The 17,741-nt window shown below is 32.1% G+C and carries 8 protein-coding genes; 6 read left to right on the top strand and 2 right to left on the bottom strand.

All coding sequences use genetic code 11. The annotated features are described in order from the left end of the window. Positions 1-195 precede the first annotated feature (195 nt). From AWE51_RS24295 to AWE51_RS24280, 4 genes are all read left to right on the top strand, one after another. Entirely contained in the window at positions 196-3,060 is a 2,865-nt protein-coding gene (locus tag AWE51_RS24295) for a ligand-binding sensor domain-containing protein (protein WP_066319476.1), read from the top strand. A gap of 110 nt (positions 3,061-3,170) precedes the next feature. Beyond that, positions 3,171-5,276: a glycoside hydrolase family 97 protein gene (locus AWE51_RS24290; RefSeq protein WP_066319473.1), complete on the top strand. Its 2,106-nt coding sequence runs from the start codon at positions 3,171-3,173 to the stop codon at positions 5,274-5,276. 52 nt (positions 5,277-5,328) lie between these two features. After that, a complete protein-coding gene (locus AWE51_RS24285; RefSeq protein ID WP_066319471.1) occupies positions 5,329-6,579 on the top strand; it encodes a DUF4185 domain-containing protein in 1,251 nt (416 codons plus the stop codon). Between the two features lies 1 nt (position 6,580). After that, positions 6,581-9,751, top strand: a complete 3,171-nt coding sequence (locus AWE51_RS24280) for a glycoside hydrolase family 2 TIM barrel-domain containing protein (RefSeq protein WP_066319469.1) — start codon at positions 6,581-6,583, stop codon at positions 9,749-9,751. A gap of 11 nt (positions 9,752-9,762) precedes the next feature. On the opposite strand, the gene AWE51_RS24275 is transcribed toward AWE51_RS24280, so the two are convergent. Beyond that, the gene (locus AWE51_RS24275; protein ID WP_066319467.1) at positions 9,763-11,271 is read right to left on the bottom strand and encodes a sulfatase family protein; all 1,509 of its coding nucleotides are present in this window, start codon (positions 11,269-11,271) and stop codon (positions 9,763-9,765) included. Positions 11,272-11,494: 223 nt separating this feature from the next. Between AWE51_RS24275 and AWE51_RS24270 the strand changes: the two genes are divergently transcribed. Then, positions 11,495-12,844: a family 43 glycosylhydrolase gene (locus tag AWE51_RS24270; RefSeq protein WP_082832601.1), complete on the top strand. Its 1,350-nt coding sequence runs from the start codon at positions 11,495-11,497 to the stop codon at positions 12,842-12,844. Between the two features lie 224 nt (positions 12,845-13,068). On the opposite strand, the gene AWE51_RS24265 is transcribed toward AWE51_RS24270, so the two are convergent. Then, positions 13,069-14,112: a formylglycine-generating enzyme family protein gene (locus AWE51_RS24265; RefSeq protein ID WP_082832612.1), complete on the bottom strand. Its 1,044-nt coding sequence runs from the start codon at positions 14,110-14,112 to the stop codon at positions 13,069-13,071. Between the two features lie 447 nt (positions 14,113-14,559). Between AWE51_RS24265 and AWE51_RS24260 the strand changes: the two genes are divergently transcribed. Next, positions 14,560-17,730, top strand: a complete 3,171-nt coding sequence (locus tag AWE51_RS24260; RefSeq protein WP_157766216.1) for a SusC/RagA family TonB-linked outer membrane protein — start codon at positions 14,560-14,562, stop codon at positions 17,728-17,730. The last annotated feature ends 11 nt before the right edge of the window (positions 17,731-17,741 follow it).

Genomic DNA, 17,741 nt, shown 5'->3' with positions numbered 1-17,741 from the left:
ATTTCTTTATGTATTGTATGCTTCGAAAACATACAATACATAAAGATTATTTTTAAAATAGAGAATTACATTATTAATTATCTTAAATTGAAGATTCTGCCATAACTATAGGTTGCTGAGTTAAAAATTCAAAAGCTTAAGGGTTATTTTTTTCAAGTAAAAAATATATTTTCCTTATTTAGAAACTTTGTTTTAATGTTTATAAATAGAATTCAAAAAAGAACGGCAAAATTTAGAGCTTCTCTACTCTACCTCATATTCTTTTTAAATTCATTTTCTATTGTTTCTCAACAACATCAAGAAATAGTACTATTAGAAGCTATCGAAAACCAAGCTAGTTTATCTAATACAACTATAAATACTATCGTTCAAGATTCTGTAGGTTTTCTATGGATAGGCACCTATGATGGACTATATAGATACGATGGGCATAATTTAAAATCATTTCAATATGAACCTAACTCTAATTCTGGGCTAGCAAGTAATATAATTTTAGAATTACATATCGATAATGATAATAACCTTTGGGGAATAACCCCAACTAAAGGAATTTTTAAGCTTGATTTACGTACTGAGCAAATTGAACGCTTTCCCGAGTTAAATAAAAAGATAGTTGAATTAGGTGGAAATACAAATAGCATCTATATTCAAAATAAAAACATATGGATCGCTACTAACCTAGGTGTCATACAATTAACAAATACAAATAACACACTTGCTTTACTCCAATTTTATTCATCGTTTACAAAGAATGGTAATCACCCAATTAATAAAATAATTTGTGACGATGAAAGCCGAGTATGGCTAGGAACGAATACAGGCTTATTTTGCTTAAAAAAAACAAAATCGAAAAGCTATGATTGGCAAGAAGTTTATCTTGGAACATCTGTTTTCGATTTAAAAAAAAGAAATAATAAAATATATTTTGCATCAGCTAACCATATATTTTCTTATTCTAAAGATTCAATTTCCACAATAAAAACAATTCATCAACAAAACTTAATACGAAGACTCTCTATCGATTCTCAAAATAATCTTTGGTCCGGTTCATCAAAAAGTCTCGTTGTTTTTAATAAAACTTTAGATCAAAAGACAATGAACACTAAAAAATGTTCATTTATTAGGCCTGATAATTTTTTGAAGGATATTCGTTGTTTTTATGAAGATAGTTCTGGAGTCGTTTGGATTGGTACCGCACATGGCTTATTTAAATATAATTATAAAAAGTCTTTGTTTAAAAGATATTACTTTACCAATAAAGACAAAAGACAAGGGCTACCTATATCTGCATTATTACCAAATACAAATCAAAGCCTATGGGTTGGCACAGAAGGAGGAGGACTCGTTTCTTTAGACAACATATATAACCAAAACTCAAATATTACACAAAAATACATTGCATTACTTGATTACAAAAATGAAGCTATTACGGCAATCGGATATGACAAAAGAAATACTTTTTTTTATGGAACAAGAGATTTACAACAACTTGTAACATTTAATTCAGATCTAGAATTAAGATATATAAATACCTCGTCAAATTACAAACGATATATGGATATCGAAACTAATTCGAAAGGTAACATTTGGCTAGCTACCATCAATAATGGCATTACACATTTAGAGAAAAAAGATAACAATGCATTTAACATTACGAATTATACAAAAGATCTTTCTAAAAATCATAACTTCCCTTCGAATGTTGTGCGTAGTATAGCTTTTGATGAAAACAAAAATATATGGTTCGGTACAGATAAAGGACTTGTTTTACTAACAGATACAGAAAGCAAAAAAAACAATCCCGTTTTTGAAGTTTTTCAACACAAAGCAAACACTAAAAATAGTATTAGTGCAGATTTTATATTACCCATAATAACCTCTACAGACAACACAATTTGGATCGGTACTTTTGGCGGAGGGTTAAATAAATGTCATTTCAATGAAAAAACAGGTACTTATGATTTCACTGCATACACAACAAAAGATGGATTACAGAACAATACAATAAAAAGTCTAGCAGAAGACGATCTAGGTAATATTTGGATGGGAACCAATAGTGGCATTTCAAAATTGAATCCTAAAACTAACAATATTAAAAATTTCAGTAAAAAGGATGGTTTAACAGATAATGTTTTTATGGATTTATCTGCTACACGGCTAAGTAATGGCATGCTCGCTTTTGGAGGACAAAGTGGGTTAACCATTTTCAAACCTTCAGAAATCAAATCAAATAATTTTACTACTAACCTCGCAATTACTAAACTTGAAATAAACAATATCGAAATTAGAGTTAACACGAATTTAAATGATCGCATTTTATTAAAAAACACAATTTCTAATACTCAAAACATACTTCTTAAAACCGGTGAAAACAATATCGCAATCACATTTCAAAACCTTAATTATTCTGATCAAAACGATATATTAAGCTATAAATTAGAAGGCATTGACAAAGATTGGCGCACAACTAAAAATGCTTTGGGAATTGCCAAATACTCTAATATCCCCAGTGGAGACTATATTTTCAAAATTAAAAACTTTAGTAATCCAGACGTTAAAACCAAAACATTAAATATAAAAGTACAATCTGCTCATTCTTTTGCAATACTGTATATTCTCTTTTTTAGTATTGGAGTGGCATTAATTATATATTTTAAAACAAGGTATTCAAAAAAACAAAAATCGAAAATTTCTTCGACAAATTTAGAAGCAAAAATAAGTGCCGTAGACCAAGACTTTATTACTAAAATAGAACAAGAAATCATTATTGAACTTTCTAATCCTGATTTTACTGTAAGTCAGCTTGTACAAAAGATGGGGCTGAGTGAATATTTATGTAATAAAAAACTAAAAAAATTAACAGGATTTACAACAAATTCATACATCCGAGAACAACGTTTATTAAAAGCTTCTGAACTTTTAAGAGCATCAAACTTAACTATTGCAGAGATTACTTACAAAGTTGGTTTTAGAGATTTAGAATATTTTAGAAATTGCTTTAAAAAGAAGTATGGCAATACGCCTTCAACATACCAAAAAAATAAAACTCAACACACATAGGGCTTTATTAGTCCATTTTTAGCAAATCTCATGCTAAATTTTGTTTTTACCTGTGTTCATCAATACTTAAAAATACTAAAATTGTAGTATCATAACACAATAACAACAAAATGTTCAAAACACTTACAACCATAACAATTTTAGCACTACTTATTAGTTGCACCTCAAAAACAGAAAAGGTAATAGAAACAGAATTACGATCTCCTGATAGTAAAAATACCTTTTCTTTTGACGTTGATAGTACTGGGATGATTTCATATACTGTTCATCATAATGATTTACAATTTATAGAAACCTCTAGACTAGGTTTTGAATTAAAAAAACACTCCTTAAAGAATAATTTTGAGCTGTTATCTTCGAAAAAACAAAGTAACAATAGCCAATGGAAAACTGTTTGGGGACAGAGAGAAACAATTAAAGATCATTATAATGAATTAACACTTCATTTAAGGCAAAAAGAAACTAACCTTTTATTGGATATTGTTGCAAGAGCTTATGATGATGGAATTGCTTTTAGATATGTTTTTCCTCAACAAGAAAGTTTAGATGAATTTATCATTATGGATGAGCTTACAGAGTTTGATTTTGCAGGAGATTATAAAGCGTGGTGGAATTTTGCAGATTATGATAATTATGAAAAAGAATACTACAATTCTCCTATAAGTCGGATAGGTGATTCTACAAAATTTTACAGACGTCCCAATAAAGAAGAACGTCCAAATATGGCTAATACGCCTACAACCATAGAGGTAAATGATAATTTAGTAATTAGCATTCATGAAGCAGATCTTACAGATTACGCAGGAATGAACTTACTAAATACACTAAACGATTCTAAACTAAAAGCACAATTAACGCCATGGTTAAATGGAGATCTAGTAAGAGCAAAAACTCCGTTTCAATCACCTTGGAGGACCATTCAAATTTCAGAAAATGCAGGAGGATTAGTTGAGTCTGATATGATTATGAATCTTAATCCACCCAATGCTTACGAAGACACTAGCTGGATACAAACTTATAAATATATTGGTATTTGGTGGGAACTTCATATCGGAAAAACCGCTTGGGCAGAAAAAACTCAATTCGGGAAACCAATAACCAAGCCTCATGGTGCAAATACAAAAAATGCAAAGTATCATATCGATTTTGCAGCTAAACATGGATTTCCTGATGTATTGATCGAAGGTTGGGATAAAGGTTGGGATGATATGGAAGGCTCATGGACAGGCTATGGTATATTTGATTGGAAAACATCGACAGATGATTTTGATATCAAAGAAGTATGCCAATATGCAAAAGAAAAAGGTGTTCGTATGATGATGTATCATGAAACAATATCTGACATTGATCACTATGAACCTGCTATGGACGAATTATATAAAATGTGCAGTGATCTGGGAATTAAAACTATAAAAGTTGGTTACACTGGTGATGTAAACTACGATACCGTAAAAAAAACATATAAACAACACCATCATGGTCAATATATGGTACGTCATTATAAAAAAATGGTGCAAAAAGCTGCAGAATATAAACTAATGATTGTAAATCATGAACCAATAAAATATACAGGAGAGCAACGTACATATCCAAATTTAATGGCTCGTGAAGGTGCGCGTGGACAAGAATACAATGCATGGAGTAAAGGTAATCAACCAGAACATGGTGTAGTTCTACCTTTTACTAGAATTCTAGGAGGACCAATAGATTTTACTCCGGGAATTTTTAAAATGTTCTTAGGTAAAAGAGATTGGAGTGAAGTACCGTTTCGTGTAAAAACAACATTAAGTAAACAATTAGCATATTACTTAACTATGTATAGTCCTATGCCAATGGCAGCAGATTTACCTGTTAATTATGAAGGTAACCCAGCTTTTCAGTTTATAAAAGATGTTCCTACCGATTGGTCTGATTCTAAAGTTTTAAATGCTAAAATAGGAGATTATTACACTATAGTTAGACAAGAAAAAGGAACCGATAATTGGTATTTAGGGAGTATTAGTGATGAAAATGCTCGATCCTTAGATATTGATTTATCTTTTCTTTCAAAAGGAAAAAAATATCAAGCTACTATATATGCAGATGCAAAAGATGCACATTGGTTAGAAAATCCAGAATCTTTTGAAATCATAAAAAAAGAAGTTACTTCTATAGATAAAATGACTTTGGAACTGGCTCCTGGTGGCGGACAAGCTATTGAATTTAAAACACTATAAAGTTTAAGATTTCATGAACATATTTATATAAGTCCATTTAAATTTTCTCAAATTGAAAAAAAACTCAAAACTCATTTTAGTCTTAATCTTTAGTTTTAGTCATTCATTTATTTTTGCGCAAAAAATTTCTATATGGGAAAATCATGTAAAATTAAATTCTTGGGCTCATAAAATTCCAGTGGAGCAATCTACTGAAATAGCTAACATTGGATTTACAGGTAAACATGCTAATTATACAAATGCAGATACATGGTATCCTAGTTGGGCTTCTGACGGAAACTTATATTCTCCATGGACAGATGGAAAAATCAATAATGAATTATGTAGATCTTACCCTGGAGAAAAAGCACATACAGGTCAGGCTAAAATAGAAGGCAGCGATCCTTTGAATTTAAAAATCACTTCTTTAGGAACTACAAAAGGTAGTGCTTTACCTTATGAAGGAAGATACCCTGCCGGATCTTTAGTTTACAATGGCATCTGGTATTATGGAACATATTGCCTTCTGGACGCTCCTTCTTTAAGTATGAATTGGCCTATACTTGGGCCATTTGTTGGCTTTAGAATTTCAAATGACTATGGAAAAACCTGGAATACCCCTAAAGTATCTCCGTCCAACAATTTATTTAACGAAAAAACTGATTTGACTGCTAAACCAGTAAAGATTGGAGTTCCTCATTTTGTTGATTTTGGTAAAAATATGGAACATTCACCAGACGGGTATGCATATCTTACCTGTCATAGCGCTAGAATAGATAACAACAAACCCAGACCTGGTAACTTAAGTTGGGTTAGTGGAGATCTTATTTATCTTATTCGAGTAAAACCATCTCCCAAAACAATAAATGATAAATCACAATATGAGTTTTTTGCCGGAAAAGACGAAAATGGTAAGGAGATTTGGTCTAAAGAGTTACATGATTTAGAACCAATTTTCGAATGGAATAATAACGCCGGTAATGTAAGTATGACTTATAATGCACCTCTCAAGAAGTTTTTAATGTGCATTACCGATGGATGGCCTACAGTAAAATCAATGGATAGTTATATTTTGAAATCAGATAACATTACTGGACCGTGGAAAATAGTTTCTTATCTCAGAGATTTTGGACCACAAGCATACTTTTTAAATATCCCTTCTAAATTTATTAGCGATGATGGCAAAACAGCGTGGTTATGCTACTCTGCTAACTTTGCCTATTCAAAAAACGGTCTAGGTAACCCTACTGGCAGTAATTATAGCATGTCGTTGCACGAAATCAAATTTTTAGATAAAAAAGAATTGTCCTCAATAAAAAAATAAAATGAATCTTTATAAAACCTTCACATTATCTTTTTTTTTAAGCCTTAGTCTTTTGCAGGCTCAATATCAAAATGATTGGGAAAACCCATTAGTTGTTCAGAAAAATAGGGCGCCATCAAGAGCTACCTTATATTCATACCCATCACTGGATCAAGCTAAAACGCTAAACAGAGAAAATTCTTCTTGGTATCAATCTTTAGATGGCTTATGGAAATTTAAATGGGTATCAAAACCTGCAGACGCTCCAAATGATTTTTACAAAGAAAATTACGACGTCTCTAATTGGAATACTATCGAAGTACCTTCTAGTTGGGAAATGAAAGGATATGGAAAGGTGACTTATGTAAATTCTGGATACCCCTTTCCTAAGAATCAACCTTATATAGATCATAATCATAATCCAGTAGGTTCGTATAAACGAGAATTTGATGTTCCAAACGATTGGGGAGACAAAACTATCTTAATTAATTTTGGAGGAGTCCTAAATGCCTATTACCTCTACATAAATGGAAAAGAAGTTGGATATAACCAGGGAAGCTACACCTCATCAGAGTTTGATATTACTAAATATGTTAAAAAAGGTAAAAATACTATTGCTGTTAAGGTATACCGTTGGAGTGATGGAGCCTATCTAGAAGATCAAGATCATTGGAGAATGAGCGGTATATTTAGAGAAGTATTTTTACAAGCATGGCCAAAAGTAGCTATTTCTGATGTTTTTGTGCGTACACCATTAGATCAAAACTACACTAATGCAAAGTTGCAACTACGACCTAAATTATATAGTGCATCAGCTCAAAAGTTAGATGGTTATATCGTTAAAGCAAATCTACTTGATGGAGAAAAAACAGTTTTAAAAAATCCCTTAACTATTCCTGCTAGTAAAATTAAAAATGAATGGTACCCACAAATCGATAGTCCATATTTTGCTTTATTAGAGGCAGATATTAAAAATCCAAAGAAGTGGAGTGCAGAACATCCAAATCTTTATACGCTTTTACTAACTCTAGAAAAAGATGGAAAAGTAATTCAAGCTACATCTACTAAAATTGGTTTTAGACAAATCCATATTAAGGACGGTGTACTGAAAGTAAACGGAAAACGTATTGTAATGTTTGGCGTTAATCGGCATGATCATAGTCCAACAGGTGGTAAAACTGTTACACGAGAGGAAATATATCAAGATCTTATGATTTTGAAACAAAATAATATGAATTTAATCAGGACCTGCCACTATCCAAATGATCCATATCTCTATGAATTGTGTGATGAACTAGGAATTTATGTCATGGATGAAGCAAATATAGAAACTCATGGTATGAGAGGCGAACTTTCTAATAGGCCAGAATGGGCGTATTCTTTTTTAGATCGTGCTATTAAAATGGTTGAGCGAGATAAAAATCATCCATCTGTTGTATTTTGGTCGTTAGGAAATGAATCAGGTGCCGGACCAAATCATTCTGCAATGTCAGGTTGGATCAAAGAGTACGACCCTACTCGACCAATTCATTCTGAAGGAGCTCAGGGGGATCAAAGCAATCCTAAATATATTAAACATAGTAACGAAAAATGGTCTTATGGAATTTTAAATCCTAATGATAGATCCTACGTAGACATGATAAGTAGAATGTATGCACCTGTAACAATGCTTGAACAACTAGCAACTAACACAAGAGATCGACGTCCTATTTTTAATTGTGAATTTGCTCATGCCATGGGAAACTCTCTAGGTGGATTAAAACACTATCTTGAGATCACACGCAAATACCCCAACATTATTGGGGGTGCAATCTGGGATTATATCGACCAAGGAATCTCTTTAAAGACAAAACAAGGAGTATCCTATTGGGGATATGGAAATGATCCTAATGAAAATTTTGGAGCACATCCAGGTCGTTTTAATTTTCTAATTAATGGGATTATCAATCCAGACAGAAGTCCCAAACCAGCATTGTATGAATGTAAAAAGGTTTTTCAACCTATAGAGTTTTCAAAAATAAACGAATCTAACTTAAGTTTTACTATCAAAAACTGGCATCATTTTACTAACCTAGATTCTTTTACTTTTAAATGGAATCTTAAAGCTAATGGAGTAATTATCAAATCAGGAAATTTACCAACAATTAACTGCAACCCTTCTGAAAAAAAGACAATTACACTTCCTTTTACTCTAAAAAAAGAACCTGGAGTAGAGTACAATATTCATATAGCTGCTTTCACTAAAACATTAACAAAATATGCTAAACCAGGTCATGAAGTAGCTTGGGAGGATCTAGTACTTTCTAAAATACCTAAACATGGGAAAAATAGTTCTTCAAATGTGATTATTTCTGAGACTACAGATTTTGTTTTGATAAAAACGAACACTTACGAGGCCAAAATTAATAAAAGCACTGGGTATATATCTTCTTACGTTGCTCATAACAAACCTATATTACTTTCGCCATTAAAAGCAAATTTTGTGAGAGCATCTACAGATAATGATCGTGCTAGAGGTAATAAAATTAATCAAAGATCTCGAGGTTGGAAAACCATTGCTGATAGTTTAAAAATAAATGATATTAGTATCAAAAACAATATAATTTCGGTTAATAGTACTTCGAGTTTTGCTTCAAATTTAATGCTAACGTATCAATTTTTAGATCAAGGAATTAAAGTAAATTTTAAAGTCAATACTCCTAAGAGCTCACCAGATTTGATTCGATTCGGAATGCAAACTACAATCCCCGATACTTTTAGAACTACTGAGTATTATGGAAAAGGTCCTCATGAAAATTATTCTGACCGAAAAGAAGGCGCAAAATTAAGTTTACATACATGTGAAACAAACAAAATGAGTTTTGACTATATCTATCCACAAGAAAACGGAAATCGCAGTGATGTACGTTCGTTACGCTTAGTGGGACCAACTAAAACTCTTAACATTAAAGGGTATCCTACTGTTGACTTTTCTATTTGGCCCTATACACAAGAAAATTTGGAAGAAGCCACTCATACTTATGACCTTAAAACAAACTCTTTTTATACACTGAACATTGACCATGCGCAACTAGGAGTTGGTGGTGATGATAGTTGGAGTCAAAGCGCTATTGCACTACCCCCCTATCAATTAACCAAAAATAAATATGAATATTCTTTCATGTTTTACGCTGAGAAAAACAATAAAAATTAATCAAATTATAATTATAAATCCCTACTTGGCGTTTTGGTATCTCGTATCTTTTTATAATTTGTAAACATTTGATCAATTCTTTCTTTATGTTTTGGACGATCTATTAGGTTATCTTCTTCTTTTTCTGAAGGAGATTGATCTAAATTAAATAAAGCTATAGGCTTGATTTCATCTTTATCATATTTAATAATTAATTTCCAGGCTTGATCTCGATAAGCAACTTCTTTACCTGTACCTCCTTGAATCATTAATACTTTTCTTGTATCTACTTCTTGTTTCAATAAAACAGGTAATAGACTTGATGAATCCATTGCTTGATTATCAGGGATTTTCTTGTTTGTTATATCTGCTAGTGTGGCTAAAATATCTGTTCCGGACACCAAAGTTTTTGATATCGTATTCGGTTTAATTTTTTCTGGCCATACTACTATAAACGGAACTCTATGTCCTCCTTCATAAATTTGATTTTTAGCACCTCTGTAAATATCACTAGGTCTATGCCCTGTTGCCATTGTTTCTTTAAATGTTAATCCTCCGTTATCTGATGTAAATATAAATACTGTGTTTTCATACAGCTTATTTTTCTTCAAAGCAGTAATCAACATATTCATTTGCACATCCATCTCTGCAATCATGTCTAGATGATAATTTGCATTAGTTCCTCTAACTTTCTTACCATTCAAAGAGTCAGATGGTGTATGTGGTTTATGTACTGCTTGAGTGCAGTAATACATAAAAAAAGGTTTTTCTTTATCCACATTATTGATATAATCTACGGCCTTAGTAGCTAAAAGAGGTCCTATTTTAAATGGATTCCATTCTGTATCACCTAAACCTTCGTCTTTATCTAATTTTACTTTTAATGCATTCATCTTTTCTTGGGTAATTAACCCAATTTTAGAGTTATCATTTAAAGGCATCCATTTTTCATTTTCATAAATAGCATATGGTACATCTTGAATTCCTGCCGGAAACATTAAACTATAATCAAATCCGTTTTGTTGAGGCCCTGCGCCTACAATTTGATTAATATCAATATCTGTTTGTGTTTTCCAACGTGGTCCTCTATATATTTCAGTAGTACTACCTTTACGATACCAGTCACCTCCCATATGCCATTTTCCAAAAAATGCAGTATGATAATCGGCTTGTTTCATCAATTTCCCTAGAGTTAGATCTGTTTTTTTAATTGGGGATTCCTGATATGATCCCCATACTCCCCAAGGTGCATAACTATGGTATGTATTATTACCCGTCATGATACTATATCTCGAAGGAGCGCAAAGTGCAGTTGGAGAATGTGCATCTGTAAAAGACATACCTGCTTTCATTAACTGATCCATTTGTGGGGTTTCTACTATGATTTTTTTTGAATGTGCTTTTCGGTATCCAGATATATCACCTAATCCTATATCATCTGCTAAAACCACAACAATATTAGGTTTTTGAACTTTAGCCTGAGAAAGCCCATTAAAACAACAAACAACACTTAGTAATTGGATAAGAAGCCTATTTTTCATGTTTTTATATTTTATAACAGCAATTTATGGTTAATGACAAGAATTATTTACTAATTATGTTTTTATATGTTGTTCTTATGTATTGCACGACAAATCTATTATTTGAATCTAATTTCTAATATTATATAGAATCATTTAGCCTAGAGTTTTACACATATGTTATGCCTACGCTTAGTATCAATTCAGACTTTAGCGGTAATAAATTAAAAACAAAATTTACTAGATGACATTCAAAAAAGTTCTTTCTATCGTGTGTTGTACGCTCGCAACGATATATTCTGTAACAGCCCAAAATCCTTTGGTAACACATTTATATACCGCTGACCCAACAGCTCGTGTTTTTGATGATATACTTTATATTTATCCATCACATGATATCGAGGGTTGTACTGAAGATCAAGGGTCTAATGGATTTTGTATGCCCGATTATCATATTTTTTCGACTACAGATTTAATAAATTATAGAGATCATGGTGTAGCTCTTGATCAAAACGATGTGCCTTGGGGTCAAAAGAATATGTACGGAATGTGGGCTCCCGATTGTATAAAAAAAGGAGATAAATACTACTACTATTATCCAGGGATGCCAGAAGACAAAAGTGCCTTTAGACGTGTTGGCGTAGGAATATCGGACAGCCCGACTGGACCATTTACATGGGAAAAGGATTATATAAAAGGAATTCAGGGGATTGACCCAAACCCTTTTGTAGATGATGATGGCAAAGCATATATTTATTATGGTGGAGGTAAAGGTACTGGTGCATTAAAAGTAGCAAGATTAAAAGACAATATGACTGAAATTGAAGGAAAACCGGAGGATATTATTGGTATTCCTGAAGAAGGTTATAGAGAAGCCTCTTTCATGTTTAAAAGAAATGGTCTTTACTATTTCTCTTGGGGTCGTGTAAATCAAAATAATTATGAAATTGAATATGCTACCAGTAAAAGTCCAATGGGTCCATTTGATTTTCAAGGAGTTATTATGCCAAATATTGATAATGGTACGAACCACCACTCTATTGTAGAATATAAAGGAAAATGGTATTTATTTTATCACTATTGGTCTTTAAGCAACCACAATAGATTACGATCTATGAGAGCCGACGAAATCATATTTAATAAAAATGGAAGTATTGTTCCTAAAGTAGCTACTTTAAGAGGAATCGGAACACCTAAAGCAGGAGATCTTATTCAATTAGATCGCTATAATGATCTTGTTAATGCTAAAATTAGTCTATTAAAAGATCAACCTACAAAAGGTTGGCAAATAGATTATATTAAAGAGTACGGTTGGGTCCAATTTGATAGAGTATTGTTTGAAAAAGGTAAGCAAAATAAATTTACTGCTCGTGTGGCTAGTGGTTCGCAAGGAGGTACTTTAGAAATACGCATTGATAACCCTCAGGGTCCTTTATTAGCAAGAATAAAAATCGAAAATACAGGTGGATGGAATAATTGGAAAGAAATAACCGCTCCTTTTATAAACCAAACCAAAGGTGTTAAAAATATATTTGCAACTTTCAAAGGTCCTAAAGGATATTTATACAATCTTGACTGGATAAAATTTGAATAAGCATTTTTTTATAGTACAAAGGACACTAAAAGTTGTGTACACAACTTTTAGTGTCCTTTGTGTTTTTACAGTAAACTGTATTCTACTCTTCTTGTAACAGACTGTTATTACAAGAAAAATATCAACAAAATATCGGGTTTGTATTCTATTAGATAATCTTAGATAAAAAATAAATAGAATTTAAAAGTTGGGACTTATTTAGTAATACTAACGTATTTCTCAGATTATTTTATCACATCTTTTACACATCTAAAACCAGTATGTTCTAAACCTGAGTCTGGAGTAGAACTCATTCTTGCGGCTGCTCTATATCCTGTGCAATAACTTTCACTACACAAAAAAGAGCCTCCTCTTACTACTTTATGCTGTTCTTGATTATAGTATTTTTTAAAATAACCATCTTCTCTTTTGTCAAGTTGTAAATATGCATCTGGATAATATGTATCCAAACACCACTCCCAAACATTACCTGCCATATCCAATAATCCAAATCCATTTTCAGGAAATGATCCTACACTAGATGTTTTTACATAAGAATCCTCTAAGTTGTTAGACATGGGAAAATTTCCTTGAAAAAAATTAGCATACTTTGTAGCACTTTTAAAATCATCTCCCCAAAAATAGATATTGTCTTTTCTTCCTCCTCTTGCCGCATATTCCCATTCTACTTCTGTAGCTAAACGTTTTCCAGCCCAAAATGCATATGCCATTGCATCATACCAAGAAACTTGTACTACTGGATGGTTATCCTTACCCTCTATTGTACTATTTGGCCCATATGGTTTTTTCCAATTTGCACCTGTTTCAAATTTCCACCACATCTTAGGATTAGTTTCATCAAAAACTAACGCTCCGGGATCATATACTTTACCTTGAATTTCAATTTCTCTTTCTGCTGTAGTTACATATCCTGTTTGCTCTACAAATTCTCTAAACTGTTTATTAGTAACCTCGGTTTTATCTACCCAAAAATCTTTGACCTCTTCTTTATGTCTCGGAAATTCATCTCTTCGAGCTTGATCACTTATACCACCCATTAAAAAGATACCTCCTTTTACTTTTATCATACTAAGCGTATCTATATCAGATTTCTTTTTCTTTGGTAACTGTAAAATTTCTTTTAAATAAATCTCGTGATAAGATAGTTTCTTTTCTTCTACCTTCTCAATTATATCGGTACTACTCTCTCTTTCTTTATTCTTATTACAAGATGTTAGCATACCAATGCATACTAATACCAAAATATATGTTTTCTTATATTTCATCATAATCATCAAAATATTAAATAGCAGAACAAAAGTGAACTTTTTGCATCTAGAAAAAATCAATAACAAATTTAAACTTTCATATAACAATAAACGATTATAAATCTGTATAACAATAGACCATATGAACAATAATAAAACAGTTAATAACAAACGAGATATTTTTATGTCTGATTATAAATTTATGTAATACCAAGACCTATAAATCTTAGTTCACAAACGACGAAAACTATATATTACATAATCCAAAAATAAGACAAGGTTTCATTGATAATTTGTCGTATTTTGAGCCTTAAAAGTATGTTAATATTAAAACTTTAACTTATCCTAAACAATTAAAACATTTGTTTCATTAATTAAGACATTTGTTACTCTGGATAAATTAAAATATGTGAATTTTTGTTAAAATTAATGGGAAAACCTAAATTCAAACAACAAAAATCATACAATATGAAATTTAATTTACTTGCTAATTGCAAGAACAAAAGCTATTATGCATTGATTTTATTTATAATGGGTTTTGGCGCAATTCATGCACAATCAATAACAATAAGTGGAGCAGTTTCCGATGGAGACGGCATTCCCCTGTTAGGAGTAAATGTATTAGTCAAAGGTACGAGTAATGGAACGGTCACGGATTTTGATGGACTTTATGAAGTAAAGGCTAATGTTGGCGACATATTAGTATTTACGTCTATTGGATTCGAAGCAAAAGAAGTCACTGTAGGGTCAGAATCTAAAATAAACATTTCATTAACTAGTAATGTTTCTGAACTAGATGAAGTTATTGTTGTCGGATATCAAACTCAGACTAAAAGAGAAATATCTGGATCGATAAGTCAGGTTAAAAGTGAAGTATTAGAACGACAAGCCGTTGGAAACTTTGCTGAAGCACTTCAAGGTCAATTAGCCGGAGTTAATGTACAGGCGCAAAGTGGTGCTCCTGGTGCTAGGGTTAACATCCAAATTCGTGGTGCTAACTCATTGGCCAGTTCAGGAACTCAAGGATTAGATCCACTTGCAGGAGAAATTAACCCTGCAAATAACGCATTAGGACCACTATATATTATAGATGGTGTTCCTTTTTCGGATAATCCAAACTTAAGTCCAAACGAAATCGAATCTATCGAGGTTCTTAAGGATGCAGCAACAGCAGCTATTTATGGATCTAGAGCTTCTGGTGGAGTTATTATCATAACTACTAAAAGAGCGAAACCGGGAAGTTTAAAATTTAACTTTTCTACATATACTTCTGTAAATAGAATTACATCTAGTGTACCAACACTTACAGGAAGTGAAGCTATTGCAACAGACATACAATTTATTGAGAATTCAGGATTGTCATTTGAAAGCAGTGGTATTTTAAATAGAAATCCAGATGCTTTAAATAACAATACAGATTGGCAAGATATTATCCTTAATAATAATGCCGTTACTACAAATTATAATTTTAAACTTTCTGGAGGTAGTGATACGGCAAACTTTAGTTTAGTATTGGATCATCTAGATCAAGATGGTGTATTAATAAATTCAGATTTTAAAAGAACTAATTTAAGACTTAATAGTAATTTTAAGACAGGGAAATTTTCTTTATTCTCTAGTATGAATTTAAGTCGATCTGATGCCAATAGAGAACCTTGGGCTATCCTTTATGATGCAGTAACTGCTTCTGCTACAGAACAAGGTCCTGATCGATTAGGTGCCGGAAACGAATTAGGAGGTAATGCAGATCAATTCAATGTTCTTGGAAACATTCTTCAAAAATTACAAGAAGTTAGTACTAACGAGAGTAATTCTGCTGGTGGTACTTTACAATTTAGATACGAACTAGCTGATGGGTTGAGTGCTAGACTTAACCTTAGTGGTAATAGAACACAAACAAGAGGAATATTTTTCCAACGTTCTTTTCGATTTGTTGATGATGAAACAGGAGAAATATTAGTTGGTAGAGAAGATGCTGCAATAGCAAAACTTCAAGAATCGACTACAACATTTCAACAAACTTCTGTAGAAGGTATTTTAGATTATAATAAAACATTTGGTAAACATAAATTATCTGCTCTGGTTGGATATACTTTAGAAAACAGGTTATGGGCAACTACTAGAACAAGTGTAAGAGGATTTAGATCAAATGACCTACCAACTATAGATCAAGCCATTGATAGAGAAAACATTAATGTACAAGGTCAAGATACAGATTCGGCTCTTTTAGGAGCGATAGGGACTTTAGGGTACAATTATGATGGTAGATATTTATTAAGAGCGAATGTAAGATCAGATAGCTCAAGTAAATTCGCAGAAGGAAATCGAGTAGGTGTATTTTATGGTGCATCATTTGCATGGAATATTAGTAATGAAGAGTTTTTCAAAAATGCTTCTGCCCTATCTTTTATTAGTGATTTAAAGTTAAGAGCCAGTTACGGTGAAGTTGGTAATCAAAACATTGGTGACTTTAGAACACTTCCTCTAATTAATAATAATCTAAATGTACCAATTGGTAACGACGGAGGAATTGTTAATGGTTTAAATCAAACTAGAATTTTTAATGAAAACCTACAGTGGGAGACTAGTATCTCTCAAAACTTAGGTATAGATCTTAATCTTTTCAATAATTCTGTAACCATTGTTGGAGAATATTATAAAGTAGAAAAAGATGATCTATTATTTGATTTAGTTATTCCTGCTTCTTCTGGAGCCGATCCAGACGGAAACAATGGTGCTCGTATTGCCAGTAATATTGGTGCCCTTACTAACGAAGGATTAGAGATTACTGCTGGATATAAAAATAATTCTCGTGCACTTAAATGGGGTATTAATGGTACGTATACCATGAATATTAATGAAGTGACAAGACTAGCTGGTAGTACTTCTCAAATTGTAGGAGATAGACTTACGCCTGGTAGCAATAGAATTTCTACACTTCCTGTGAATTTTGCAAGAGAAGGGTTTCAAGCAGGAGCATTTTTCTTATTAGATACAGACGGGATAATACGTACTCAAGAAGAGTTAGATGAATATTTATTACTTGGTGGTCTTACCGATGGTGCCCAAATTGGAGATGTTAGACTTGTTGATGCTAATGGAGATGGAACTATTGATTTTGACAATGATAGAGTATTTAAAGGTAATAACACTCCTGATTTTGAAGTAGGACTAAATATAAATTTAGATTATAAAAATTGGGATTTTAATATGAGTTGGTTTGGTTCTTATGGTAGTAAAATACTAAACGGACCTAAGGCGTTAGCGTATGATTCTCAAAATCACAGAGATTTATTATTTGCATTTACACCTACCAATACAACATCAGATATTCCGATCAATAGAAGAGGTGGGGAAACTACGAACTACTCTCCTATTACTGACATCTTTTTAGAAGATGGAGATTATATAAGACTTAGAAACATTCAATTAGGATATAGTCTTCCTCAAGACATCTTAAAAAAGCATGGAATTGCTAAATTTAGAATATACTTAGGAGCATCAAATTTACTTACTATTACCAACTATACTGGATTTGATCCTGAAGTTGGAGGTGATGGATTATTCTCAAGAGGTTTAGATAGAGGATTAACACCGATAACTGCGTCTGGTAGAATTGGTCTAGAAGTTGGATTTTAAAAAATAAAAAG

Source organism: Aquimarina aggregata (assembly GCF_001632745.1).
GTDB lineage: Bacteria > Bacteroidota > Bacteroidia > Flavobacteriales > Flavobacteriaceae > Aquimarina > Aquimarina aggregata.
Note: the sequence above shows the minus strand (reverse complement) of the source record. Positions and strands in the feature narration are given on the sequence as shown.